The following is a 25,773-nucleotide window of genomic DNA, read 5'->3' on the forward strand; positions in this document are numbered from 1 at the left end:
ACTTACAGATCGTCACTGTGCCGATTTCGTCCTCGCACCCGGGGAAAAATCTCAAGCCATAAGAACGGTGGCGGTTCACCCTGTAGGCATCTGTCTATCGCTAAAGGGATAACGACCATGGGACATCAAGCGATCAACTGGCGCGGCGTCTTTCCGGCTGTCAGCACTCAGTTCAAGCCTGACTTTTCTCTGGACCTGGACGCCACTCACCGCGTTGTCAGCAAGCTCGTGGCGGATGGTGTGTCCGGGCTTGTAGTGTGCGGCACCGTTGGAGAAAACACCTCGCTCACCATGACGGAAAAGTTATCGGTCATCGAGACCGCCAAGGCGGCGGCGGCCGGACGCGTACCCGTGATCGCCGGCGTAGCCGAATTTACTACCGCCTTCGCACAGAAGATGGTTAACGAGGCGCGCTTTGCTGGCGTGGACGGTGTGATGGTTATGCCCGCGCTAGTCTACTCTGCCAAGCCCCACGAAACCGCTATGCACTTTCGCAGCGTTGCGACTTCGACCGATCTTCCGGTCATGGTCTACAACAATCCGCCGGTGTACAAGAACGACGTTACGCCGGACATCTTGGCCTCGCTCAAGGACTGCGAGAATATCGTCTGCTTCAAAGACTCCTCAGGTGACACTCGCCGCTTTATTGACCTGCGCAACGCTGTAGGTGATCGCTTCGTACTCTTTGCCGGCCTGGATGATGTAGTGCTTGAAAGCATTGCTGTAGGGGCCGTCGGTTGGGTATCCGGCATGTCCAATGCGTTTCCCAGGGAAGGCGAAACCCTGTTCCGCCTCGCCATGCAAAAGCGTTTCGACGAAGCCCTGTCGCTCTATCAATGGTTCATGCCCCTGCTACACCTGGACGCCCGCCCTGACCTGGTCCAGTGCATCAAGCTCTGCGAAGAGATACTAGGCCGTGGTTCAGCCGTCACCCGCCCTCCTCGCCTGAGCCTCGAAGGGGCTGCCCGTGATGAAGTGAAAGCGATTGTAGACAACGCGCTGACCCGACGTCCTGCACTGCCTGACGTCGGACTTTAAACTGCGTCGCTGGCAGCCTGCCGAAACTGCCGGGGCGTGAGTCCCGTCAGCGTCTTGAACTGGCGGCTGAAGGCGCTGTGATCGGTATAGCCGCACTGCAAGGCAATATCGGTGATCGGCATCGTCGTCCCTAGCAATTGAGAGGCTTTTTCCAGACGCACCTTATGGATCATCTGGCGGGGCGTGAGATGAAAGATCCGCTTGCAATAGCGCTCCAACTGAGCCACGGAAAGCTCTGCGATGGCTGTCAGCTCTGCCAGTGCGATCGGACGGGTGTAATGAGCACGAATGTGTTTATCGACCGCCGCAAGCCGTTGATACGCCGGGTGGTTATCCTGCGCGGCTTGCAAGTCATAGGAAATGCCAGCCATACCCAACACCTGCCCTGAATGCCCTTTCAAGGGCAGCTTGTAGGTCAGACACCACCCTGGCTCACGACCGTTGTAAAAATGCAGCTCAAGCTTGTCCTCGATGATCGCTCCGCGAAGCACCTCGTGGTCCTGCTCGGTATAGAGCGGTCCTAGATTCGCCGGAAAGACCTCAGCGGACGTCTTGCCCAAGAGAGGCGCAACCGTCTTGAACCCACACCGTCTCGCCAACGTCAGGTTGGCCAAGAGGTAACGTGCGTCTAGATCCTTAATAAAGAAGACCACATTGGGAATCGCATTGAGAAGCGGAGCAATCAGCGCAACGCTGTTAAGCAAGGTTTCTAAGTCTTCAGGGCGCTCTGCGGCAAGCCCCTCACACCAGGCTGTCATCTGCTCAGGGGCAAAACCTGGAGCCTGCCTGTCGCGTTCGGCTATAGGAGACATCATCTGAAGCATGAGCACCTCTTATGAGTGGTGGCGCGAATGCGCTCTGGGTATAGCCATAAGCGTCTCGACCCGTGCAGGGACCAACGGAATACGGGGCTCCGGCAAGGCCCAGCCAAACAATTCGCGAGCCGCCGTGCCACAGACACGTCCCTGGCAGGCTCCCATACCGCACCGGCTCTGAAGCTTTGCCGCATCCCATCCTTGCTCTCCCACCAGAGCAGAGAGGGCAACATCCTCGCAGCGGCAAATCAGCGTATCCGCACGGGCCAGTTGTCTGACCTCAGGTCGCAATCTGAAATGCGCTTGCACATGTCGGGCAAACCGCTGCCAATGCTCGCGACGTGGGAACAGAGTCTTTGCCTGTTCAACCTTGCCAATAGCAGCCAATCCGGCGATTTCGCCCTCGATCAACGCCAACTCACTACCACCAACGCCTGTACATTCACCGGCCGCATAGAGACCTGTCTGACTCGTCTGCTGATAGCGATCGACCGCTACAGCATCACCCTCAAGCTGACACCCCAGATGACTCGCCAGTTCGGTGTTGGGCACCAGACCAAACCCACAGGCCAGACGCGTACAGGGTACGACCTTATCACGGCCACCCTGGCGAATACGCACAGCCTCCAGACGATTATCTCCTAGGGCCTCAACGACATAACTCGCCCAGCGGTAGTGAGTCGAGAGCAATCTGAATGCCTGGGTGAGCTTGTCAGGCCAGCGCAGCAACCCGGTACCGAACGATATAACTTGCTGACGGGCCGCCTGTTCATAGACGCCTGTAAGCACAGCGCCGGCTGCTCTGGCCGTTCCGGCAGAAGCCAGCAATAACGGACCGCTTCCCGCTACCACCAGCCGCTCACCTGCCACAGGTGCGCCCCCTTTGATCAAGGCCTGCAACGCTCCGGCGCCCGTCACGCCGGGTAATGTCCAGCCCGGAAACGGTAGCAGCAGTTCCCGTGCGCCACAGCACAGGATCAATTGCCCATAGTCCAGCCGGCAACCTGACTGTGCATCCTCCAGTAACAAGGCCCCTGGTGCCAACGCAGCTACGATGCGCGTTCCTGCCAAGTACCGAACATTAGGCTGAGATAAAACCTTTCGATAACTCTGCGCCGATGCAGGTAGTACCACCCCTGGCCCGTCGCGCCATATCTGCCCGCCTAGCCGGGGGTTATCATCGATGACCACAATGGAGCGCTGGCTGGTGGATGCAGCCCTGGCTGCTGCCAGACCTGCCGGCCCAGCGCCTACGATAGCGATATCACAAGACAGCCTGTTCAGCCCCGTCATACCGTACGCTCCACCTGCATACCCTCATGACACAAGGTCTGGCAGGCCAGCTGTCGGCGACCGTTAATCATTACCCGACATTCCTGGCAAATACCCATTCCACAAAACGATGCACGTGGCTGACCTGTGCAGGACAGCCGTGCTACCGGTGATTCGCTCAATGCCAGCAAGGCGGCAACCGTCAGTCCGCCCGTAACGACTATAGGTTGCCGGTCGAGATACACCGTGATCATGCCGTTGCCTCCCGGGTGGTGGAAGCCGCATTTGCAAAGCGCTCAGGCCGGAACGGAGTGGAATCCAGAGGAATCGCTTCACCCAGTAACTGAGCAGCGATCATCCGTGCACTGGCCGGTGCGGTGGTAACGCCCAGCCCTTCATGGCCCAGTGCCAGCCATAGGCCCGGTTGATCGGGATATTGTCCGAGCAAAGGCAAACCATCCGGTGTTGCAACACGAAAGCCTGTCCAGCTGCGAATAGCATTCAACTCGCCCAAACCGGGTAGGTAATGCTGCGCACGCGTGAGCATACGACCAAGCACATCGAACTCGACGCGCTTATCCAGGGTATCGAATTGTCGGGATGAGCCGATCAGCAACTGTCCTGTAGGCCTTGGCTGCACATTGAACGCGACGGAGGTTCCATCACTGGCGTGAGCGCTGGCAGCATACCCAAGCTCCACCAGTTGATGGGTGACACAGGCGGGGTACCGATCTGTAATCAGTAAATGGCCTTTCTTCGGCCTTAACGGCACCTCCGGGAGTAACCGGCAAGCATCCAGGCCATTGGCAAGCAGAATAGCGGGTGCCGTCATCCAGAGACCATCGCTCAGGCATAACCGATTACCCTCGACCCGGATGACCTCCTCCTCCTGAACGGTGATTCGACTGCCGTGCTGGGCCAGCAGCCAACGGACTGCTGCCGGAGCGTAGAGGATCCCGTCGTCAATTACCTTCAGCGCACCTGCCAGATCAGAGCGCAGCATCGGCTCTAATTGCCGTAGCGAAGAGGCACTGACCCAATTCGACTGAACGCCATGCTCAGCCAGCCTGGCTTGCTTTGCCTCTGCTAACGCGCACTCATCATCGTTCGCCGCCAGCCACAGTGTCCCGCAGTTACGATAGGCGCATGCTTCAGGCAAGCGCTCACGCAACGCATTCCAGAGCCCGATGGAATAATGACTGAGCGCAAGCTCGGCAGGATTGTCATCCATGGCAACCAAGTGGCCCATCCCCGCGCCGGTAGCACCACCGCTTCGATTGTCAATGACCCGAACACACAAGCCTCGGGCAGCCAATTCATAGGCACACATAGCCCCTATGATACCGGCCCCCACGATAACAACATCTGCTGCAGCGGTGCGCGCCAGAAGGCTCACAGCCGAATTCCCCAGGCGAAGGGATCAGCCTCATCAATCAATAACGTGGCCTCGGCGCTGATATGGGCAGTGCCTCGAATAGTGGGAATGATCCGCTCCCCTTCCCACGCATAACTGGCTTCGAAAAGGCTGCCGATCACGCTGGCCTGCCGCCAGAGCTCACCCGGCTGCAGATGCCCATCCGCAGCAAGGCAGGCAAGCTTGGCGCTGGTTCCTGTCCCGCAGGGCGAGCGGTCATAGGCTTTGCCTGGGCAGAGCACAAAATTGCGGCTGTCCGCGCATTCATCGCCTCCAAACAGCTCGATGTGATCGATCACACCGCCGTTTTCGCCGCGTACGCCTTGCGCCTCAAGCGCCTGCCGTACTGCCCAGCTGTACTCGGTCAGCGCGTCGAGATTGTCGCTGTTCACCTGCAGGCTATGATCGGCAATCAGATAAAACCAGTTGCCACCCCAGGCAATGTCACCCCTCACCATGCCCAGGCCGGGCACCTCCAACGGAACATCCTTGCAATAGCGGTACGCAGGTACATTCCGCACGCTGACGGAAAGGTCCTCATGCAGCGTTGCCTCTACTGTCCCTACAGGGGTCTCGATCCGGTGCCGCCCTACATCGATCCGACCGAGATGATAAAGCGATCGCACCAGCCCAATCGTGCCGTGCCCACACATCCCCAGATAGCCGGAGTTGTTGAAAAAAATAACGCCGGCGCAGGCCTCAGGATCTACCGGCTCGCACAGGAGCGCACCCACCAATACATCGCTCCCACGGGGTTCAAGCACGCAAGTAGCCCGCCAGTCATCGTATTCATGCCGCAACAGTTTCAACCGCTCCGCCATGGAGCCTTTCCCCATATCGGGAAATCCCTCGATGACCAAACGAGTCGGCTCACCGCCCGTATGGGAGTCGATAACCTGGATACGTCTCATGGCGCCACCTCCGCAAAAGAGGCTTACAGCGTGGCGTGTCAACGCAAAATCGGCTTGGTGTTTTTCGCTCGGCGGGAGGACGAAATCAGCACAATTAACTGAGTGATATACAGGAGCGGCACGTCTGTCTTGTCTAACCGTATTAATGAACTGCTCCGCCATAAAGACGGAGCAGTTACTGCAAACAAGAGAGCTAGGCCTTTGCAAGGTAAACGTCAAACATACTTATGTAGGCTGAGCGCTTCAGAATGCGGATCTAATTGGAAAGGCCAGCAATCCAGTCAATCATATCGGTATTGTCATAGTTGCCAGAGTGAGGTTGGTTCCAGGCGATTTTGTAATCTACGTTCAACCCTCGATTCTGCAGGGCGATTGCCAGGTTGGCCGAGACGAAGGGTGAAGAATCGCGATCATAAGAGCCCACCCGAATACGCCAGTGCTTGGCCACCGAGCTTGTTCCGTACACAGTGGCAGCATAAGGATTCACATCAATACCACCATGCCCGTTGTACCTCAGTACGTAATACATCGGGTTCATCATGGCGGCCTTCGCAATCGCGTCCTTAAGGTTCGGGTCAAAATGATTCCAACCGTCGGCAACGGTAATATCATTCTTCAACGCGGCAGGATCGGTATTGAACAGATCCATCTCACCCGTCACGTTGTAGAACCCGTTATCGAACGCACCGACCGGCTTCATACGGTTCATGTAGACGAGAAGGTTTTTCCAACTATTCAGGGTTGCCGTGCGGGTATTTGCATTCCACGTAATGACGCTATCGGGTGTCAGGCCCGATTTGACACCGTTTACCGTCTCGGCAGTTGCCATATAGGTCTGACCAGCCTCATTCAGGCTGCCATCTGCGCTCACATAACCGGAGTCAATAATAAAACGCGTCGCAGATGCACTGAAAAGACTGTACACGTAGTTTCGATAGGAACCGCCCGCTACCGCATCAGGGCTGTAGCTGTTCAGCTTGAGCGGTACACCCGTATCAGGATGCTTCAGTCCTAACCGGTTGAGATAAGTTGGATACATCTGCGCCATGACCGCAGAAAGGCGCTGATCATTGTTACTGAGCGTGATTGGTGCCGTACGGCCAGGATTAGCCGTAGTAATGCCAGAGCCATAAAAAAAGTACTCATAGGCCGCATTGGCATTATCCAAGTCTGTGATCGGGCAGAACGGCGAAGCGGCATACACGGTATCACTGCTGGGTGCAGCACCGATTTCATCCAGGTACGGCTTGAAAACAGCACTGCCTCCAGTAATGCCCAGCAGAGAGGTCATTGCCCCACCGCCACTGGTGCCGCTTACTACGATCTTGTTGGCATTACCCAGCATGACCGAATCGTTGTATTTCAGGTATCGCACCGCTGCCTTCAGATCCACAAGTGCAGCCGGGCCATTACCGACCTCTGTGGTCACGCCATTGACAAGCATGGTGGTATTACGGCCCCGGCCAGCCGGAGACACTACGACAATTCCTTTGGACAGGGCCAAGGCGGCGGCAATAGCTGAGCCTGAACCACTACCTGAAGAGTTGACATTATCAGTGGTGACATCCGCGGGTGTCAGGAGATCGAGCTCCATGTAGCCGCCTGTATTAAGCGGCATGAAGATGGGGGAGCCTTGCGTAGCATTCGCAGGGATATAAATGCTCATGACCTGTTTGGCAGGATCATTGGGCTTGGCAACATAGCTCACCGTATAGGCAGTGTAGGTGACGGTCTGCCCATACACAGTGACCTGCCCCACTGTTCCGCCACTGGCAGGATTGAAGCGAAGCGAAGCCTGATGACTACTTGCATGGGCAGACATAGCCGCCATTACACCAAGCATGCCGCACAAGGCCAATGTGCCAGCGCGACGCTTCAAAAAGGTACTCCGCATAGTGCTCTCCTAACGAGGTTTATTATTGTTTTCCACAATGAGGTCTTACTGGCTGTAGCTATACAGTTGAATCGTGGGGCAACTATGTCAAAGGCTTTGCAGGCATAGTGCGCCATGACCCCGGCTACAGTAGAAGCCATCCCATACGCTGTAATCCAAGCATGGGAATTGCGAGACAGGAGTACATTCGGATTGTTGAGATATGCCTTTTCCTTATCGGCATCTGCAGTAAAACACTGCTCCAAGGGTAAAGGGCTTGGTGCTGCCTCACCTCTTCATAACATGAAACCTATTGGCCTATCCTTCTGTTGAGTCCTGATTCAAAGCCGCTCTACTCCAAGCTGCCTCAACCGGCTCAGCGTCCGGGCAAAATCCACAGTGGCATCCCCGGCCAGCTCATCCATAGGCACTTCGCTGGACAGGATCAAAGTCACGCCCCGGTCGTAAGCGATATCCACCAGGTTTAGAAATCGCTGTCGAACGGCATCAGACTGACGCGCCAGGCAATCAAGCCCGCTGATGCCAACGTGCGAAAAATGCTCGACAATCCAGAGGTAATCCAAGGTCGAATGAGGCTGCTCACAGAGGTCGGCAAAATCCAGCCAGATCCGCTCCCCTTCATACGCGCGCACCGAAAGGGGATGATGATTGACGTCCAGGGTAGCGTCCGTCGTAGCGGCAGCAGACAGGTCCAGCAGTGTTTGCAAACGCTTCACACCGCCCGCCGACTCTGGCCAGAGGTAATACCCCCATAGGGTCTGCTCGTCGCTGCGCTGCCGATAATCGACCTTACCGTTGATGGCAAGCACATCGAAGCGCTTTTCGATCAATGCAATGATCGGCTTGAAGCGCTCTCGATACAACGGGTTTGGACACAGGCCCTCCGGCTTATAATTGGATGTCATCACCAGCCCGACACCCTCATCTACCAGCACCTTGAGCATACGACCCAACAGCATGGCATCGCCAATGTCATGCACATGAAATTCATCAAAGCACAGCAGACGTACTTCCCGAGCGATTTCCCGGGCTACCTGTGCCAGAGGATCGGCTTGGCCGGCATAGTCACGCATCCGCCGCTGCAACTCCTGCAGAAAGGAATGAAAATGCACGCGACGCTTTTCCGTAATGGGGACGGCCGTATAGAAGGCGTCCATGACAAAGCTCTTGCCTCGCCCTACGTCGCCCCAGATATAGACGCCCGCAGACGGCTTTTTAAACCAGGATTTACGATCGGCCAGAAAGCGATCAAGCCAGTCAGCCAGATGCACCAATGCCGCCTCTTGGGCGGCATCGGCCTGATAGTGACGGGCGGCCAGTTCGGCAGCGAAATGTTGTCGAATTAACTCGCCCGCGTTGAGCGGTTCAGATGTAGCCATCAGAAATCGAAAAAGACAGTTTCCTGTGGACCTTGCAGATGCATGTCGAAACGGTAAATCACTTTGCCATTTTCTTCAAAGCGCTTGGCGATCAGAGTCGGCCTGCGAGGTGGCTCGACAAGGTTGAGCACTGGACAAATCGCATTGGCTTCCGCTTCGTCCTCAAAGTAGATACGGGTCTGCAGATGGATATTGATGCCACGGGCAAACAGCGCCAGATTGATATGCGGCGCCATGGGCCTGCCCTGGCTGTCCATCACCTTACCCGGCTTTATCGTTTGCATCGACCACTCACCGGCATCAAAGGTAGTAGCCGTACGGCCAAAGCTGTTGAATGCCTTTTCCGGATGATAAACCGGATCGTAGACACCTTCGTGATTGGCTTGCCAGACCTCCAGAAAGGAATCGCGCACCAGATTGCCGTTGCCGTCAAACACTTGCCCCGTCAGCACGATGTGCTGGCCTGGCGCATCCGGCTTGGCAAGATCATTCCAGATTTCCATGTCACGCGTCGGATTACCAGCTGCGGCCAGCGCAAGACCGATGTGAACGTAAGGGCCTGCGGTTTGTGAAGGCGTCTCTGGCAGAAATGTCGTAGTCATGATCGCCTCCTCACAGGTTCTCGAAATGGGTTTGACGTGCGCCACGCGTCACAATGTCAAAACGGTAAGCCAAGCAGTCCATCGGGTTGGCCATGGTCATGTCCAGACGTGCAATAAGTGTCTGCACGGCCTCCGGGTTCGCAATCGACTTCACGATCGGGCAGATCGGTATCAGCGGATCACCTTCGAAATACAGCTGCGTAATCAATCGAGTGGAAATCGAAGGTCCCATGACCGAAACATGGATATGGGCGGGCCGCCAATCATTCACCCCATTACGCCACGGATAAGGCCCCGGCTTGATGGTACGGAATACATAGTTGCCATCATTGTCGGTCAGGGTACGTCCTACACCGCCAAAGTTGGGATCGAGCGGCGCAAGGTAGACGTCGTTCTTATGGCGATACCGTCCACCAGCGTTAGCCTGCCAGATCTCTACATACGTCTTCGGTACGGGCTTACCAAACTGATCGACTACTCGTCCAAACAGGATAATTCGCTCGCCCTGTGGCAAGCCCCCATTATTGAAGTTCAGCAGCAGATCGTTATCGTGCTTGCCCAACTGAAGATGAGAAAAATCCGGGCCGGTACGTTCAGAAACCGTTTGCTGAATGCTAACCAAGGCCTGTCGGGGTGAACGGGGTACAGACGACTTATAACCAGGCGTATAGGCATGGGGATGCCAGTTACGGTCACGGGCGACAAAGCGAGTGTCATTGGAATTATTATTCATGGCTTTACTCCACAAAGAGCCTTACCCATCAAAGGGGTTGCCCGGAGTGTGGCGCAATGCCGCAGGCCAGCCAATTGAAATGACGGCAATCATTCATAACCAAATGGTTATGAGGCTGATCGCTCGGCAACCAGCTCGCTGGCGACTTCCCGTAGAACCTCACAGAACCATTGCGCCGCCAGCGGAAGCGTTGCCGTATTGTTGCGGCATAAGCCAATCGAGCCACCCGGCTCCTGAACGCCTAGAGACAGCTCAGCCATCACACCAGCCTTGATGTCGGTCTCCACGGCATCCAGAGGCGCAATCCAGACGGCATCACTTAACAGTACATAGCGCCGGCTCAGCGCTGGCGAAAGCGTCTCCAACCGCTGCGACATCAGGCTGATCCCACACTGCACCAGAAAGCTTTCGGCGTACTGCCGAATTGTGGTGCCCGTCAACGGAAGAACCCAGGGATAGTCCGCCAGTCGTTGCCGGTCAATTCCAGTCGCTGCTTGCAACGGATGACCGTTTCGAACCACCAACGTCATCGACTCGCTATACAGATGCTCGAAGTTCAGGCCGCGGATTTCAGGGTTGTCCGTCATGCGCCCCACCACAATATCCAGCTCACCTACTCTCAGTTTATTGAGTAGATAGGTACTCATGCCTGTCGTAACACTGATGGTGAGCCCCCTGTAGCGTTCGTGGAGTCGCCTGATGACCTCCGGTATAACCAGACTTTCCACTGTCGAAAGTACCCCAACCCGTACTTGGCCACCCTGCACCCCGCCGCTGCGTACCGTATTGACCCCATCTCGCAATGCTTGGACGCAGGGGCCTGCATAACGCATAAAGGCCTGACCGGCTTGCGTCAGCACTACGCCATTCTTGTCCCGCTCGAACAGGCGCGCCTCAAGAATGCCCTCAAGCTCCTTAAGGGTCTTGGAAATGGCAGGCTGAGAAACCGACACGGCATGGGCCGCCTTGGCGAAACTGCGGTGCTGAGCCACTTCAATAAAGCACAGGAGATGTCGAAATTTGATACGGGTATCGATGTTCATATCGCGCCAGCGTCAGGAGCAGACTGCCATTGTTAACCTCAACCCGTCGGCAAGTCACTCGACCCAACTGCCATACCCGGTAAAATGATCGTCCCACGCCCTGCTGCCAGATAAGCCCCTCAGCTCATGAAGAAAGTGTTGATCGTTCTGCTACGAGGTTACCAGCTCTTCATCAGCCCCATGATTGGCCCACGCTGCCGTTTCTATCCCTCCTGCTCGCATTACGCCATTGAGGCCCTACAGACCCACGGTGCCTTGCGTGGCAGCTGGCTGACCATTCGCCGTTTGTTGCGCTGCCACCCGTTTCATCCGGGCGGTATCGACCCTGTTCCTCCCTGTCATTGCAAAACCCAGGATAAACACTCGAACCGCTGCCACTAATACGAGATCAGCCTAGTTCCTCTCCTCTTTAAAAGGCGAGCAATTTCACCCTTTAGAGCGATACCCAAGTGGCCCGCCCTGCGCGATAACGTAGTACGAAGCGCTATTGAGGAAATAGCCATGAACGTACTGCAGCGGATCAGTTTGAGGTTTGCGTTGCTGGTTTCATGTCTCGGCTTTTCCATCGAGACGCCCAACGCGGCGGACCTGCTCAATAACTTCGATCTTTCTACGGTCTCGGATGTAGCCGCCCGGCAGGCCCAGGGTTCCCTTGGTCAATCGACTGCCGACCGCATAGCGGCCACCGTTATCCAGCAGGGCAGCGACAGCCAGGCCTTTCTCACCCAAACCGGATTAGGCAGTCAGGCACCTATCCAACAACTCGGTGGAAATCATCAGGCAGCCATGCTGCAAAATGGTACGGAGCTGACCGCTGTCATTCTGCAAAGCGGCCAGGGCCATAACGCTTCTATCATTCAGCGAGGCTCAGCCAATCAAGCCGCTATCCATCAGTATGGCGCCTATAACGAAGCGCTGATCGACCAGAACGGCACCGGTTTACAGGGCAGTATTATCCAGTTCGGAAACAACCAGAGCATCACTGTTCAACAGCGCTAGCGGCTCAATGCCGCTTGTTCATGAAGTCAAAGGAAGATGTCATGTGCAAAGTCCCATCTATTCCTGTGCTCTCTCCCGATTCCCAGCCGGCAGAGACTTGTTTGACAAAGGTTAGAAAAAACCGCATCCCGCCCTAGCTCACTTCTACAGCTCGCTTACAGGCAATGCTCTGTAGCGTTCGGCTATCTGCCTGTTAGAGCTGTATGGCTTTTACCCTCCCGATAACTACAAGGAGCACGTCATGTTTATGATGAAACCTAGCGTTGCGGCTGCTTTGCCCAGGCTTGGCCTGCCTGCTCTAGCCGTCATTAATAATGCAAGCCTCAACCAGGCAGGCAACAACGCTTTCCTCCCCGAGGATGGGCGAGCCCTATCGTAACCGCATCGACTACGGGCAATGGCAACACGCTTTCCTTGGAGCAGCCAATCGTGCTGTGTCGATCAGCACTGCCACGGTAGAGGAGCAGAGAATAAACAATCAGGCCATGCTGACTCAGAGTGGCAATTTTAACGAGTTGGACTATCGTCAGGAAGGCAATGGCACCAGCCAGCGATCACCATGAATGGACAGGAGTTGCGCCGCTCTGTAAAGCAGCGCCTGCTGTTGGCCATACCAGAGAATTAAGTCTTTTTTATTTCGCTTTGATTAAAGTTTCAATCTTTAGATTGATAGCGAAGCGGGAACCCGTCAGCAAAACTTGTAAGTGCTAAACAGGAGTTAGCCATGACCATGTTGCAACGACTGCTTTCTCAAACGGCCCTGGTAGTAAGCTGCCTTGCAGCGCCACTGTATTTGCAGGCTGCTGACCTGCTCGATAACTTCGATATCGCCTCCTCATCGACAGATTTGGCTGGCACACCCGATGTACGTGCATTGGCTGCCGCCTCGGTCAATGGTCTCGTCGCTCAGGTCCAGCAAAATGGCAATAGCAACCAGGCCACCTTGAGTCAGCAAGGGCTTAACTCCCTGGCAACCATTACTCAACAGGGTAATGACCAGCAGGCTTATATTCTGCAGCAAGGCTCAGACCTGGCTGCCGTCATCAAGCAGGTAGGAGAAGCCAATAGCGCACTGATCTCCCAGACCGGGTCAGCAAATGCTGCTGTTATCAGTCAGTACGGCAACGCTAACAATGCCGCCATCGAACAGAATGGTACTGGTCAGCAAGCCAGCATTATCCAATACGGAAACAATCAGAATGCTGTCATTCGCCAATACTGAGCCCAAGGAGCCATCAATGCTTAGCAAAAGCCAGATCAGTTAACGCCTCTTGATGGTAGAGGTTGGCTAGGTATACCGTTCATCGGGCTTGGCCAGCTCTAGATCAGCCTCCTCCGGCAGCCATGGATTAATCCCTCCATGGCTTAAATGCCTCATCTTTTCAATCTTTTGGTTGATACCCAGTTTCGTCTGTACGGCCAACAATCCGCACAGCGCTATACAGGGATTAGCCATGAATTCGCTGCAAAGATTGTGCTCAGGACTTGCGCTCGCCTTCTCCGGCATGAGCCTTGTTGTACCGCCGCTCCAGGCGGCTGATCTGCTTGATAATTTCGATATCGCCACGACGACTTCAGACCTTGCCGGCACGCCTGACCCGCGCGCACTGGCAGCTGCAGCATCGGCTGGCGGATTGGTTGCTCAAATCCAGCAGAACGGTAACAACAACCAGGCCACCTTAAGCCAACAAGGCCTTAACTCACAGGCGCTCATCTCACAACTTGGTAACGATCAGCAGGCCTTTATCCTTCAGCAAGGGGCTGACCTCTCCGCAGTTATTACCCAGGCTGGTTATGGCAACACGGCTTCCATTACCCAGATCGGCTCGGCAAACGTCGCGCTGATCAACCAGTACGGCGCTTATAACAGCGCTTCCATTGAGCAGAACGGTACCGATCAACAGGCCAGTATTACGCAATACGGTAATAACCAAACCGCAGTGGTACGTCAGTACTGATAACAACGGATGTTTAAACATCACGCATTAGAACGTCGACATTTTCATTTCTCGTTATTGTGATTACTACAAAGGGAATAATCATGCACAGCTTCAAGCCTCTTGCTGCCGCCATCCTGATCGCTCTCAGCTCACACGCCTTTGCTGAGATGAACTCCGCTGAAACTACTCAGGATGGAGACAACAACTCCATTACGACCGAACAAATCAACGGCACTCAAAACAGCAAGAGCATTCAGGAGCAGATCGGTAATGGTAATGCTGCAACCCTGACCCAGAGCGCTGCCCTGAATAGCACTTCCTATCAGTACCAGGACGGATCAAATAACGTTGCCAACACTGCGCAGGAAGGCAGCGACAACTATTCGAGCATTTATCAAGAAGCTCAGGAGAGCAGCCAAGTAACCGTTACCCAGACCGGCGACACCAATTCGTCTACGGTTTATCAGTTGACCGGCAACGACAACCAGGCTCAGGTTATCCAGCTGGGTAGCAACAACGTAGCTGAAGTCACCCAGGGTGGCGGCGCTGCTTATGGCATGTCCAGCAGCAGCGTGGCTACCATCAACCAGAATGGCAACGACAACTCCCACATCATAAACCAGGATGGCTATGCCCATCAGCTGAGCGCTACCGCGACCGGCAATGGCAACCAGGTTGAAGTGACGCAAAGCGGTATGAACGCTTCTGCAACACTGGCCCAGACAGGTGATAACAACGCCATTACCCTGACCCAGACAGGCGACGGCCAAACAGCGACCGTTACTCAGGACGGCACTGCCAATACCGTAGCCATGGTCCAGGATGGGTACAGTGGTCCAGACTTCGCCACTATCTCCCAGCGCGGCGATAACAACGCCATTACCAGCTTCCAGGATGGTAAGTTCAACGAGTTGTATTTTGATCAGAACGGCACAGCCAACACGCTGAGCGTTTCCCAGATTGGTCGTGGCAACAACCTGACTGGCGCCACTTCAGGCACCAACAATTCGGCTGATGTAAGCCAGAGCGGCGACAGCAACTACACCAGCGTTACTCAGGATGGCAGCGACAACATCGCTACCGTTCAACAGCTGGAATCGCAGCTGGCCGCCAATGCCGTTGTCTACCAGTCCGGGGTAGCTAACCAGGCTGCTATTACGCAGCGTGGTGAGTTTGCCATCGGCAACTCTGCAACCATCTCGCAGACGGGTACTGGCAACAGCGCTGTCATTACCCAGCAGTAAGCGCTTGCATCTGAGCAGTACCTTGGACGCCCTCATTTAGAGGGCGTCTGCACAAGGAGGTCAAAGATGCGCTACTCTGATCTCCAGCCTGTTCAAATGATCGTAACGTAGACTGACATGCCTGGACTCTTCGCCCTGCCTATGACTGCCATGTTACTTGCCGCCTCGACTCCACCTGTAGAGGCCAATCTGAACCTGATCGCAATTTCACCACAGCAAGCCTCCATAGAGCTCTGTTTCAAAGGCAGCGGGCAAGCCGTACGGTTTGAGATGATTGTTCAGGCCAGTGGCAAAGCCGGCAATAACCGATCCCGCCAAGCTGGTGAGGTCAAGGCAAGCGAAGATGGAGCCTGCCCTGTACGTAACAAACTGGGCTTCGCCCCTCAGACAATGGTCAGTGCTCATTTGAAATGGTGGGTCGATGGAGTTGAGCAACCTGAAGTCCATAAGCAACTAGGCGACTCTCTGCAAGAAAACAAAGACACCCGCGCCTAGACACGCAGCGAGTATTATTGCTTCAGCAACCGCAACGTTTGAGCGTCCTCCTGGCCATTGAAATACTTGATCAACGCCGCCTGATAAGGGCTCTGCTCCCCTGCAACGTGTGCGAATAACGTCATTGATGAATGAAATTTCAAATCGTCAGGATGACCAAAAACCTGCGCTACCGACGCCCCTTCCAGGCTATTCACAATCTCACAACACGTTTTCAGCCGACTCCCTAGAAGCTCATGCTCAAGGTAGGCAGTAGCTTCATCCAGCCCGGATATGGCATACCGCCTCGCCATGGCGCTATGCCCAAGTCCTTGCAACTGCGGAAATACGAACCACATCCAGTGGGTACGTTTATGACCTGAGCGGAGCTCTGCAATCACTTGTTGCCAAACAGTCTCTTGAGCGCTCACGAAGCGTTGCAAATCATGACGATCTGACATGTGGATTACCGTGAGCGCTGCGCCTGTGGATCCTCTGGCTCGTTGAATTTGGTACGGCGCTGCTCTCCCCCCTTCTCATTCTGGGACTTGTTCACCTCACCTACCTTGCTGGCTTCCTCGGGCGTTTCCGCCGTGCTGCGCTTCGCATGTTCGTCGGCCATGATGCACCTCATTGATTCAATACGTACTGCTTAGGCAATATCCTCAGCCAGTAGTGCCCAACAGTTGAAGAGCAAATTCAGTCATCGAACCCCACCTGCTCATGCATTTCATCCACTTTCATTTCCAGGCGGTAGGCCAGAGCAATGAACAGTGCCTGGCAAAGGCATAGCGTTGCGCTCAGGGAACGAAAAGCGAATGCACTGCCCTCGTTGACCAGCAACAATGCGCTGGCTCGCTTGGCCAGGGGTGACAACTGGCTGTCTGTAATGATGAGCGTCTTGGCTTGATTATGCTGAGCGATACGTACGCACTGCTGGCTTTCCTTACCATAAGGCGTAAAGCTAATGGCTACGATGAGGTCGTTGGCTCGGACGCTACGCATCTGTTCTCGATAGCTACCGCCAAGGCCAGACACGAGATGAATACGCTTGTTGGTGTGTTGCAGGTTATAAACAAGGTAGTGCGCTACCGCAAATGAACGACGAACCCCCACTACATAAATGTTCTCCGCATTGACCAGCAGGTCGACCGCTTTCTCGAACGCCTGATCGTCCAGCTCTTCTCCCAATCTATCCAGTCCTGAACGTGTGGCACTTATGCATTCACGTGCCAAATCGCTTCCGGCAGCCGGTTGAGACTTGTTGGCAATCATTCGCCGGATACGCTGCTGATAGTTCTGGACAGGTGTTGCCTTATGCGTATAAGCCTCACGAAACAGGGATTGCATTTCACTGAAGCCTTTGAAGCCGAAACGCTGAGAGAACCGTACGATTGCCGAAGGGTGTACTTCGCATTGGCGGGCAATATCGCTAATACGATCAACCATGACACGATCACTTTGCTGGCTCATGTAGGCCGCTACACGCTTGAGCTGACGAGGCAGAGACTCGTACTCTGCCGTAATCATCTGCTGCAGAGTTTCCACACTAGCAGGCGCTACAAGGGAAGAGCTTGAAGAATCAGTATTAAGCATTTCGAATCCTTTAGATGAATCGTTACAGCAAGCACTTAACGAAACCAGACGCCAACGTAATCGAAAATGCTTTCATTCTTCAGGAATATCTGCAAAAGAAAGGAATTTAAAGGCGGCTCGCTTCGTTGTCATTCGCCGGGATATCAGCTTAGAACATAGGATTATTTTTCTAAACAAAATTTTTTAGAAAAAAATTTATTGACTTGTTCTGGACCAGATTATCGCTGTACAACGAGCTGAACAGGGGTCAGCCGTACTTCAAATGCTGTAAAAAAATACAGCTGACTATAAGGCTCGCTTTGCGCAAGTCTCCAAAGCTGTTTTGAAGACGATAAAGCCAAATGCGAAACTGAATACTTAGGTTCCACCGCACGCATCAGCGCATAAGTTATGCACCGCATATCGCGCAGCACTGCATCAGAAACAGGCGCTGCTGCTTTTACAGTGATACGCGTAAGCTGCTCGCCTGTAGTCTCTACTGACATGTCAAAGCTGGACGCGCCCCGAGCGGAATATACCCACCCGGCCTCATCCTTCATTGGGTGTGGCGCTCCCAGCATCAGGGCTTTGCAGCTAGGCAGCACCGCTAAATAGGCAGGAATTCTCCGTTCGAGCTGCGCCTTGTCCAATCCAAGAGACAAAGGCGCAGCCTCACTGACGGTCGCTAAGACAATACTGCCAAGAAGCCACACCCCTAGCCAGTTTAACAATGACATATCAGGCGATAGTGTCGACAACACCACCATCAACACGCAACGCGGCACCCGTTGTCGCTGAAGCCAGAGGAGAGGCTGTGTAGACAACCAGATTAGCGACTTCCTCTGTAGTTGCTGCACGCTGGAGAATGGAGCTAGGCCGGTTTTCCCTTACAAAATCAGCGGCCGCCTCCTCCAGAGTCTGACCAGTACGCTCGCTCGCCTCCTTGAGCATCTCCGCTACGCCTTCAGAAAGCGTTGGACCTGGCAGAATGGAATTAACTGTCACGCCTGTACCAGCCATCCGTTTGGCCAATCCACGCGCCACGGACAGATTGGCTGTTTTGGTAAAGCCGTAATGAATCATGTCGGCCGGAATATTGAGCGCTGATTCAGAAGAAATAAAGATTACGCGCCCCCATTGCCTCGAGACCATGCCAGGCAAATATTCCCGAGAGAGCCGAACGCCAGACATCACGTTGACCTCAAAAAACTCCGTCCAAATATCATCGCCCGTTTCAAAAAAGTCTCGAGGCCCGTATATACCCGTGTTGTTGACTAGAATATCAACCTCAGGCTCAGCAGCTTTCAATACAGCACATCCGTCAACGCTCCCGACATCCGCAACCACTCCACGTAATGTCGCATCCGGTACATACTGCTGCAGGAGACTAACCGCCTTATCTACTGATGGAGCCGATCGACCGTTTATAACTACAGTCGCTCCTGCCTGAGCCAATCCTTTCGCAATAGCGAAACCAATACCACGAGTAGAGCCGGTTACGATTGCCGTTTTACCAGAAAGATCGATCTGCATGAAAAATCTCCAGACACGTTAAAAGAGCCAATGAGCACAACGGCTAGTCCATTATTCGAGTCTGACGAAAAATCCAACGCAAAGGTCCCTGGCGCCGCTCAGGCTGTTGCAGCGTTCATGGCTGCTTTGAGTAACTCACGACCCTCCAACGATCCTAAGGCTTCAACGACACCGGGAGTAAACACGATCTGAATCTCATCGTCGCTGGTCTTCCAGCGCTCTAGAACCAATAGGGTCGCCTTTGTACCGTTGCGATGCATCAATCTCAAAGAGGCCTTTTGCAAGAAACTCAGCTGGGCCTCTAGCTGCTCTTGATCTTCTAGGCTGTCAGGTTTGATCGAGACGACATTGCTGCTCAACGGTGCGATCTCCAAGTCAGAAATAGATGTGGTTGTTTGCTCCAGCACAAAGCCGAATCGTCCAGCCCAATTGAACGCAGGATAAAACTGTCCTGATTTTCGGCAGCTATAAATGGTCGCATAAGACAAAAAACAGATTCAAACACTTCGGATGCATGTCACTACACTGCTAGCTCATGAGTCTTGCCAGCTTATACACTGGCTAGCTGATTATGAGGTGCTAAAGGGTTCTACAGCAGTGATGCTAAAAGAAGCCGATAAAGAATGATGAGGCGTTTGCTGAAGTGCTGATTGCAGAACCGTTTCCAGCCTGGCGATGTTACGTTGGCTACAAGGCCTAAGCGACCCAAGAGGCTCAACAGCGGCTATTACGGTAGGAGAAGGATCATTGGTAACATGATGCAATTACAATGGATCAGTCGGCTCGGCGGCGATCCTCTTTCTCTTCACGGGCACGTCGCCATGAGGCCATATCAACCACACGCGGGTCATTGAGCATTGGCGCTTCAGGTACCGCATAAGGGGCAAATTCAATAAGCCCTAAGCGGTAACCAAACAGCACTACCTTACCTGCCAGACGCTGCTCGCCAGTAGCGGTAAACTCAAAATCATAAACGCGAGCAAACCGCTTGAAGCCTTTCGCATCCCGCATAAAAGAAAACCGGCGGAACGCTACATTCTCATCCAACAGCTCTACATCACGCTTGCGACAATGCTCTTTAGCCAAAGCGAGCGCACGCTCACGCAAACCATGGGAATGCCATAGCCAGGCGCAGGCTGAGGCCACCAGAAGAAATCCAAAAATGTTACCTAAGGTCAGCATGAATAATCACCTAAACCAAGCCGTCCCAAGCGCTTCAATACCAAGAAAGCCATTTAGCCCCTGCTAGCTTATTGCTTAGCCCCAACGCCCATCGAGGGTGCCTCAGGCTCATGTAGCAAACGTATGTTGTCACGCTCGCTCTTATACAAGCTTAGCGGAGTAATTTCCTTTGCGCGCAAAGGCGCCTGCTGTTGGTTCCACACGTAATAGAACACATTCAATGCCATCAGGAAAACGAAAAGCCATCGCATATTTATGAGTCCACAGGGCAAGCCAAGGCCAAACCGTCAAAGACCAGATCAGGCACAACACGAGAAGTGGGAATAACGTCTTTTACCAGCTCAGCGTCTCCCCCTGTGAGAAAGACAGCAAAATCAGCCCCTAGCAGCTCAAGGGCTAAATCATATTGCGTCCTCACAAATCCGCGGAGCATATACACGCATCCGCCCTCAACAGCATGCATCGTATTTCTTCCAGGCAGAGGATGCCCGTTAGTGGCCTCAAGTTCTGGGTTATAGCGAATTCGACGAGTATGCGTCTGCAATTCTCGACGCATGAGCGGAATCCCCGGACAGATGAAGCCACCCGCATGCTGTCCAATCTGATCAACAAAGTCTGAAGTAACGGCGGTTCCCAGATCAATCACGACACATGCTTTGTTACCCGCCAGCTTAAAGCCGCCTAAAAGGGCAAGCCAACGATCCATCCCCAGTCGTTCGTAGTCTGAATATCCATTCTTTACACCAAGAAACGATGCTACGGGTTTTGCCTGCTGACATGAAAAACCAAACGTGCTGTCTAGCCGTTCAATTAAGCCTGTAGTTTCCAGATCGCTACGAACGCTGACAAGCCGACCATGGCTGAGGGAGAGGCTCTCATAAGATTCAAGCGTTACGAGCAGCTCATCATCAGAATGAGCGATACCGCTGGCAACAACGCCATCAATTTTAGATAGGACGCGCCATTTGATCAGACTGTTGCCGCAGTCAAGCTCAAGAATCATTACGTAATCTCAAACTGAGCTCACCGCCATTAAAAGACTTTTCGTAGCCATTAACATTTAATCTAAGTGATCCATCCAATCCAACACCCAGCACCTTACCTTCGATTTGATTGGCACCGGCAGAAAGAATCACCTCTCGTCCCTGCCACAAATGATTGGCTTCCCATGAATCCTTCAATGCAGCAAAGCCATGTGATTGATGCAGTTTCAAATAATCACTTAACTCATGCAACACATTAGAAGCCAACTGGTTTCTATCAACGGGCCTACCGAGCGCCTCGTATAAGGAAATCCATGGTTGATCGATATTGTCTGCATTTCTCATATTCACATTCAAGCCAATGCCGATAATTGCCGTACAGCTATCAGCAGGATCACCTGACAACTCGATAAGAATGCCAGATAGCTTGCGCCCAAACAGGAGAATGTCGTTAGGCCACTTTAAACCAGCATCAACTAAGCTGAGCTTTTTTAGTGCTGAAGCAACCGCAAGCCCCACTACCAGACTCAACCCTTCAAGCTGCTTGATACCACCATGAATGGTAACAGCTGCTGTCAGGTAGAGATTTTTTGCGTATGGACTAACCCAGGCCCTTCCCCGACGCCCTCTGCCAGAGGTCTGGTGCTCAGCCAACAGCACGAAAGGCGCGTGGCCACGCTGCCCCATGACACGCCGCAGCGCCTCAGCATTCGTAGAGTCAATCGTATCCAGGATTTCTATTGGCCACTCATCAAAGTCTATCCGGCTATTTGCCAGCAGATTGAGAGGTTCAGCGAGACGGTACCCTTTTCCAGGTACTTTAAAAAAAGATAAACCTGTACGTTGCTCTATTCCTTGCAGCTGCTTCCAGACGGCACTACGGCTAACACCTAGAAGCGCCCCCAACTCTTCTCCGGAATGAAACTGACCATCAGCAAGGCATTCAAGTAGTAGGGAAACAGCCATATTTTTTATCCGCACAAAGCAAAACCCCCGGGCGGTTAGGCCTGGGGGTTTTGGGTATAGGTGCTTGACGATGACCTACTCTCACATGGGGAAACCCCACACTACCATCGGCGATGCATCGTTTCACTTCTGAGTTCGGAAAGGGATCAGGTGGTTCCAACGCTCTATGGTCGTCAAGCAATTCGGGTGGGGAACCGGTGTCTAGTCGTTTCCCCGAATGGATATGTGATTGGTATTTTGCGGTTCAACCAAGCTTTCGGCTGGTCTTTACCAAACAACAGATTGTTTGGGTGTTATATGGTCAAGCCTCACGGGCAATTAGTATCGGTTAGCTCAACGCCTCACAGCGCTTACACACCCGACCTATCAACGTTGTAGTCTTCAACGGCCCTTCAGGAAGCTCAAGGCTCCAGTGAGATCTCATCTTGAGGCAAGTTTCCCGCTTAGATGCTTTCAGCGGTTATCTTTTCCGAACATAGCTACCCGGCAATGCCACTGGCGTGACAACCGGAACACCAGAGGTTCGTCCACTCCGGTCCTCTCGTACTAGGAGCAGCCCCTCTCAAATCTCAAACGTCCACGGCAGATAGGGACCGAACTGTCTCACGACGTTCTAAACCCAGCTCGCGTACCACTTTAAATGGCGAACAGCCATACCCTTGGGACCGGCTTCAGCCCCAGGATGTGATGAGCCGACATCGAGGTGCCAAACACCGCCGTCGATATGAACTCTTGGGCGGTATCAGCCTGTTATCCCCGGAGTACCTTTTATCCGTTGAGCGATGGCCCTTCCATACAGAACCACCGGATCACTAAGACCTACTTTCGTACCTGCTCGACGTGTCTGTCTCGCAGTCAAGCGCGCTTTTGCCTTTATACTCTGCGACCGATTTCCGACCGGTCTGAGCGCACCTTCGTACTCCTCCGTTACTCTTTAGGAGGAGACCGCCCCAGTCAAACTGCCCACCATACACTGTCCTCGATCCGGATAACGGACCAGAGTTAGAACCTCAAGCATGCCAGGGTGGTATTTCAAGGATGGCTCCACGAGAACTGGCGTCCTCGCTTCAAAGCCTCCCACCTATCCTACACAAGCAGGCTCAAAGTCCAGTGCAAAGCTACAGTAAAGGTTCACGGGGTCTTTCCGTCTAGCCGCGGATACACTGCATCTTCACAGCGATTTCAATTTCACTGAGTCTCGGGTGGAGACAGCGCCGCCATCGTTACGCCATTCGTGCAGGTCGGAACTTACCCGACAAGGAATTTCGCTACCTTAGGACCGTTATAGTTACGGCCGCCGTTTACCGGGGCTTCGATCAAGAGCTTCGCTTGCGCTAACCCCATCAATTAACCTTCCGGCACCGGGCAGGCGTCACACCCTATACGTCCACTTTCGTGTTTGCAGAGTGCTGTGTTTTTAATAAACAGTCGCAGCGGCCTGGTATCTTCGACCGGCATGGGCTTACGGAGCAAGTCCTTCACCCTCACCGGCGCACCTTCTCCCGAAGTTACGGTGCCATTTTGCCTAGTTCCTTCACCCGAGTTCTCTCAAGCGCCTTGGTATTCTCTACCCGACCACCTGTGTCGGTTTGGGGTACGATTTCTAATTACCTGAAGCTTAGAGGCTTTTCCTGGAAGCATGGCATCAACCACTTCCTCTTCATAAGAAGAGTCGTCATCAGCTCTCGGCCTTAACTGTCCGGATTTACCTAAACAGTCAGCCTACCGCCTTAAACTTGGACAACCAACGCCAAGCTGGCCTAGCCTTCTCCGTCCCCCCATCGCAGTAATTAGAAGTACAGGAATATTAACCTGTTTCCCATCGACTACGCCTTTCAGCCTCGCCTTAGGGGTCGACTCACCCTGCGTCGATTAACGTTGCGCAGGAACCCTTGGTCTTTCGGCGTGCGAGTTTTTCACTCGCATTGTCGTTACTCATGTCAGCATTCGCACTTCTGATACCTCCAGCAAGCTTCTCAACTCACCTTCACAGGCTTACAGAACGCTCCTCTACCGCTCATCTTGCGATGAACCCGTAGCTTCGGTGTGTAGTTTGAGCCCCGTTACATCTTCCGCGCAGGCCGACTCGACTAGTGAGCTATTACGCTTTCTTTAAAGGGTGGCTGCTTCTAAGCCAACCTCCTAGCTGTCTAAGCCTTCCCACATCGTTTACCACTTAACTACAACTTTGGGACCTTAGCTGACGGTCTGGGTTGTTTCCCTTTTCACGACGGACGTTAGCACCCGCCGTGTGTCTCCCATGCTTGCACTTCTGGGTATTCGGAGTTTGCATCGGTTTGGTAAGTCGGGATGACCCCCTAGCCGAAACAGTGCTCTACCCCCCAGAGTGATACATGAGGCGCTACCTAAATAGCTTTCGAGGAGAACCAGCTATCTCCGAGCTTGATTAGCCTTTCACTCCGATCCACAAGTCATCCCCTGCCTTTTCAACGGAAGTGGGTTCGGTCCTCCAGTCAGTGTTACCTAACCTTCAACCTGCTCATGGATAGATCGCCCGGTTTCGGGTCTATACCCAGCGACTAAAACGCCCTATTAAGACTCGCTTTCGCTACGCCTTCCCTATACGGTTAAGCTTGCCACTGAATATAAGTCGCTGACCCATTATACAAAAGGTACGCAGTCACCCAACAAAGTAGGCTCCCACTGCTTGTACGCATACGGTTTCAGGTTCTATTTCACTCCCCTCTCCGGGGTTCTTTTCGCCTTTCCCTCACGGTACTGGTTCACTATCGGTCAGTCAGTAGTATTTAGCCTTGGAGGATGGTCCCCCCATATTCAGACAACGTTTCACGTGCGCCGTCCTACTCGATTTCACTCAAAAGATCCTTTCACCTACGGGGCTATCACCCACTATGGCCGCACTTTCCAGAGCGTTCGGTTAAAATCAATTGAGCTTAAGGGCTAGTCCCCGTTCGCTCGCCACTACTTAGGGAATCTCGGTTGATTTCTTTTCCTCAGGGTACTTAGATGTTTCAGTTCCCCTGGTTCGCCTCTCACACCTATGGATTCAGTGTGAGATACCTGACTTATGTCAGGTGGGTTCCCCCATTCAGAGATCTCCGGATCACAGTCTATTTGCCGACTCCCCGAAGCTTATCGCAGGCTATCACGTCTTTCATCGCCTCTGACTGCCAAGGAATCCACCGTATGCGCTTATTCACTTGACCATATAACCCCAAAGAATCTGAAGTTATGTCTGGTTTGGAACACGACATTCGCCGAAAACTTGCGCTTGAACTCGCAAATTTACCTTGACCACATAGTCTGCAGTGAAACAGCCTATGTGTTCGTACTTCTATCACATACCCAAATTTTTAAAGAACAGTCTGAAAACAAAGTTCAGAAGTCAATGCTCCGACCCAACCCTTAGGGGGGGGGTAAGCACTCAGTTCTGAGCTTTAACGCGGTGTTAGATGGTGGAGCCAAGGAGGATCGAACTCCTGACCTCCTGCGTGCAAAGCAGGCGCTCTCCCAGCTGAGCTATGGCCCCATCGATTGGTGGGTCTGGGCAGATTCGAACTGCCGACCTCACCCTTATCAGGGGTGCGCTCTAACCAACTGAGCTACAGACCCAATCGTCTAACGCTTGAGTCTTGACTCATCTCGCGTCTTTATTTCAGTGAATCAAGCAATTCGTGTGGGAGCTTATGCCAAAGCTGGGATCTATCGATTAAGGAGGTGATCCAGCCGCAGGTTCCCCTACGGCTACCTTGTTACGACTTCACCCCAGTCATGAATCACACCGTGGTAACCGT

General features: G+C 53.5%; 27 protein-coding genes, 2 tRNA genes and 3 rRNA genes (1 of these 32 cut by a window edge). 8 read left to right on the forward strand and 24 right to left on the reverse strand.

Annotated features, from left to right (window positions below; translation table 11 throughout):
* Positions 1-117: 117 nt before the first annotated feature.
* On the forward strand, positions 118-1,038 hold the full coding sequence (locus HMPREF1487_RS04795; protein ID WP_010795471.1) for a dihydrodipicolinate synthase family protein: 921 nt from the start codon (positions 118-120) through the stop codon (positions 1,036-1,038).
* Here the strand turns inward: HMPREF1487_RS04795 and HMPREF1487_RS04800 are convergent.
* The 10 genes from HMPREF1487_RS04800 to pcaQ form a co-directional block, all read right to left on the reverse strand.
* A complete protein-coding gene (locus HMPREF1487_RS04800) occupies positions 1,035-1,796 on the reverse strand; it encodes an AraC family transcriptional regulator (RefSeq protein WP_208859634.1) in 762 nt (253 codons plus the stop codon). The two genes, HMPREF1487_RS04795 and HMPREF1487_RS04800, sit on opposite strands and share 4 nt — an antisense overlap.
* Positions 1,797-1,871: 75 nt before the next feature.
* Positions 1,872-3,146 (reverse strand): NAD(P)/FAD-dependent oxidoreductase, encoded by a 1,275-nt coding sequence (locus tag HMPREF1487_RS04805; protein WP_010795473.1) that lies wholly within the window; start codon positions 3,144-3,146, stop codon positions 1,872-1,874.
* Entirely contained in the window at positions 3,143-3,379 is a 237-nt protein-coding gene (locus HMPREF1487_RS04810; RefSeq protein ID WP_010795474.1) for a 2Fe-2S iron-sulfur cluster-binding protein, read from the reverse strand. Before HMPREF1487_RS04810 ends, HMPREF1487_RS04805 begins: the two co-directional genes overlap by 4 nt.
* Entirely contained in the window at positions 3,376-4,512 is a 1,137-nt protein-coding gene (locus tag HMPREF1487_RS04815) for an NAD(P)/FAD-dependent oxidoreductase (protein WP_037030462.1), read from the reverse strand. The genes HMPREF1487_RS04810 and HMPREF1487_RS04815 overlap by 4 nt, the downstream gene beginning before the upstream one ends.
* Positions 4,513-4,517: 5 nt before the next feature.
* Positions 4,518-5,450 (reverse strand): 4-hydroxyproline epimerase, encoded by a 933-nt coding sequence (locus tag HMPREF1487_RS04820; protein WP_010795476.1) that lies wholly within the window; start codon positions 5,448-5,450, stop codon positions 4,518-4,520.
* Between the two features lie 256 nt (positions 5,451-5,706).
* Positions 5,707-7,344, reverse strand: a complete 1,638-nt coding sequence (locus HMPREF1487_RS04825) for a subtype B tannase (RefSeq protein ID WP_010795477.1) — start codon at positions 7,342-7,344, stop codon at positions 5,707-5,709.
* Positions 7,345-7,664: 320 nt separating this feature from the next.
* A complete protein-coding gene (zapE, locus tag HMPREF1487_RS04830) occupies positions 7,665-8,723 on the reverse strand; it encodes a cell division protein ZapE (protein WP_010795478.1) in 1,059 nt (352 codons plus the stop codon).
* Positions 8,723-9,325, reverse strand: a complete 603-nt coding sequence (gene pcaG / locus HMPREF1487_RS04835) for a protocatechuate 3,4-dioxygenase subunit alpha (protein WP_010795479.1) — start codon at positions 9,323-9,325, stop codon at positions 8,723-8,725. Before pcaG ends, zapE begins: the two co-directional genes overlap by 1 nt.
* 10 nt (positions 9,326-9,335) lie before the next feature.
* Positions 9,336-10,058 (reverse strand): protocatechuate 3,4-dioxygenase subunit beta, encoded by a 723-nt coding sequence (pcaH, locus tag HMPREF1487_RS04840; protein ID WP_010795480.1) that lies wholly within the window; start codon positions 10,056-10,058, stop codon positions 9,336-9,338.
* Between the two features lie 107 nt (positions 10,059-10,165).
* Positions 10,166-11,101: a pca operon transcription factor PcaQ gene (gene pcaQ / locus HMPREF1487_RS04845; protein ID WP_010795481.1), complete on the reverse strand. Its 936-nt coding sequence runs from the start codon at positions 11,099-11,101 to the stop codon at positions 10,166-10,168.
* A gap of 126 nt (positions 11,102-11,227) precedes the next feature.
* Between pcaQ and yidD the strand changes: the two genes are divergently transcribed.
* From yidD to HMPREF1487_RS04880, 7 genes are all read left to right on the forward strand, one after another.
* Entirely contained in the window at positions 11,228-11,482 is a 255-nt protein-coding gene (gene yidD / locus HMPREF1487_RS04850; protein WP_010795482.1) for a membrane protein insertion efficiency factor YidD, read from the forward strand.
* A gap of 120 nt (positions 11,483-11,602) precedes the next feature.
* The gene (locus HMPREF1487_RS04855) at positions 11,603-12,100 is read left to right on the forward strand and encodes a hypothetical protein (protein ID WP_010795483.1); all 498 of its coding nucleotides are present in this window, start codon (positions 11,603-11,605) and stop codon (positions 12,098-12,100) included.
* Positions 12,101-12,341: 241 nt separating this feature from the next.
* Positions 12,342-12,479 (forward strand): hypothetical protein, encoded by a 138-nt coding sequence (locus HMPREF1487_RS27225; RefSeq protein ID WP_010795484.1) that lies wholly within the window; start codon positions 12,342-12,344, stop codon positions 12,477-12,479.
* Between the two features lie 345 nt (positions 12,480-12,824).
* The gene (locus HMPREF1487_RS04865) at positions 12,825-13,322 is read left to right on the forward strand and encodes a hypothetical protein (RefSeq protein WP_010795485.1); all 498 of its coding nucleotides are present in this window, start codon (positions 12,825-12,827) and stop codon (positions 13,320-13,322) included.
* Between the two features lie 232 nt (positions 13,323-13,554).
* The gene (locus HMPREF1487_RS04870; protein ID WP_010795486.1) at positions 13,555-14,058 is read left to right on the forward strand and encodes a hypothetical protein; all 504 of its coding nucleotides are present in this window, start codon (positions 13,555-13,557) and stop codon (positions 14,056-14,058) included.
* A gap of 83 nt (positions 14,059-14,141) precedes the next feature.
* The gene (locus tag HMPREF1487_RS04875; protein WP_010795487.1) at positions 14,142-15,284 is read left to right on the forward strand and encodes a hypothetical protein; all 1,143 of its coding nucleotides are present in this window, start codon (positions 14,142-14,144) and stop codon (positions 15,282-15,284) included.
* 117 nt (positions 15,285-15,401) lie between these two features.
* Complete coding sequence (locus tag HMPREF1487_RS04880) at positions 15,402-15,779, forward strand: hypothetical protein (protein WP_010795488.1); 378 nt, start codon at positions 15,402-15,404, stop codon at positions 15,777-15,779.
* A 14-nt stretch (positions 15,780-15,793) separates the two neighbouring features.
* Here HMPREF1487_RS04880 and HMPREF1487_RS04885 read toward each other — a convergent pair whose 3' ends face one another.
* From HMPREF1487_RS04885 to HMPREF1487_RS04950, 14 genes are all read right to left on the reverse strand, one after another.
* Entirely contained in the window at positions 15,794-16,219 is a 426-nt protein-coding gene (locus HMPREF1487_RS04885; protein WP_010795489.1) for a DUF1810 domain-containing protein, read from the reverse strand.
* Between the two features lie 5 nt (positions 16,220-16,224).
* Positions 16,225-16,380 carry a hypothetical protein gene (locus tag HMPREF1487_RS27230; RefSeq protein WP_010795490.1) on the reverse strand — a complete coding sequence of 52 codons (156 nt, stop codon included), beginning with the start codon at positions 16,378-16,380 and terminating at the stop codon, positions 16,225-16,227.
* 77 nt (positions 16,381-16,457) lie between these two features.
* Entirely contained in the window at positions 16,458-17,354 is an 897-nt protein-coding gene (locus HMPREF1487_RS04890; RefSeq protein WP_010795491.1) for a MurR/RpiR family transcriptional regulator, read from the reverse strand.
* A 218-nt stretch (positions 17,355-17,572) separates the two neighbouring features.
* Positions 17,573-18,106 (reverse strand): hypothetical protein, encoded by a 534-nt coding sequence (locus HMPREF1487_RS04895; protein ID WP_125912873.1) that lies wholly within the window; start codon positions 18,104-18,106, stop codon positions 17,573-17,575.
* Positions 18,072-18,866: an SDR family NAD(P)-dependent oxidoreductase gene (locus tag HMPREF1487_RS04900; protein WP_010795493.1), complete on the reverse strand. Its 795-nt coding sequence runs from the start codon at positions 18,864-18,866 to the stop codon at positions 18,072-18,074. The genes HMPREF1487_RS04895 and HMPREF1487_RS04900 overlap by 35 nt, the downstream gene beginning before the upstream one ends.
* Positions 18,867-18,964: 98 nt before the next feature.
* Positions 18,965-19,354, reverse strand: a complete 390-nt coding sequence (locus HMPREF1487_RS04905) for a hypothetical protein (protein WP_037029747.1) — start codon at positions 19,352-19,354, stop codon at positions 18,965-18,967.
* Between the two features lie 286 nt (positions 19,355-19,640).
* On the reverse strand, positions 19,641-20,048 hold the full coding sequence (locus HMPREF1487_RS04910) for a DUF3301 domain-containing protein (RefSeq protein WP_010795495.1): 408 nt from the start codon (positions 20,046-20,048) through the stop codon (positions 19,641-19,643).
* A 253-nt stretch (positions 20,049-20,301) separates the two neighbouring features.
* Complete coding sequence (locus HMPREF1487_RS04920) at positions 20,302-21,051, reverse strand: type III pantothenate kinase (RefSeq protein WP_010795497.1); 750 nt, start codon at positions 21,049-21,051, stop codon at positions 20,302-20,304.
* Positions 21,041-21,997 (reverse strand): bifunctional biotin--[acetyl-CoA-carboxylase] ligase/biotin operon repressor BirA, encoded by a 957-nt coding sequence (gene birA / locus HMPREF1487_RS04925; RefSeq protein WP_010795498.1) that lies wholly within the window; start codon positions 21,995-21,997, stop codon positions 21,041-21,043. The genes HMPREF1487_RS04920 and birA overlap by 11 nt, the downstream gene beginning before the upstream one ends.
* Positions 21,998-22,059: 62 nt before the next feature.
* Positions 22,060-22,175: ribosomal RNA gene (gene rrf / locus HMPREF1487_RS04930) — 5S ribosomal RNA — on the reverse strand.
* Between the two features lie 119 nt (positions 22,176-22,294).
* Positions 22,295-25,185 (reverse strand): 23S ribosomal RNA (locus HMPREF1487_RS04935).
* 247 nt (positions 25,186-25,432) lie between these two features.
* Positions 25,433-25,508 (reverse strand) — tRNA-Ala (locus HMPREF1487_RS04940).
* Between the two features lie 6 nt (positions 25,509-25,514).
* Positions 25,515-25,591: transfer RNA gene (locus tag HMPREF1487_RS04945), tRNA-Ile, on the reverse strand.
* A gap of 98 nt (positions 25,592-25,689) precedes the next feature.
* Positions 25,690-25,773 (reverse strand): 16S ribosomal RNA (locus tag HMPREF1487_RS04950); it runs 1,453 nt beyond the window's last position.
* Together the 16S, 23S and 5S rRNA genes with 2 tRNA genes alongside form the textbook arrangement of a ribosomal RNA operon.

This window comes from Pseudomonas sp. HPB0071, assembly GCF_000478505.2.
Classification (GTDB): domain Bacteria; phylum Pseudomonadota; class Gammaproteobacteria; order Pseudomonadales; family Pseudomonadaceae; genus Chryseomonas; species Chryseomonas luteola.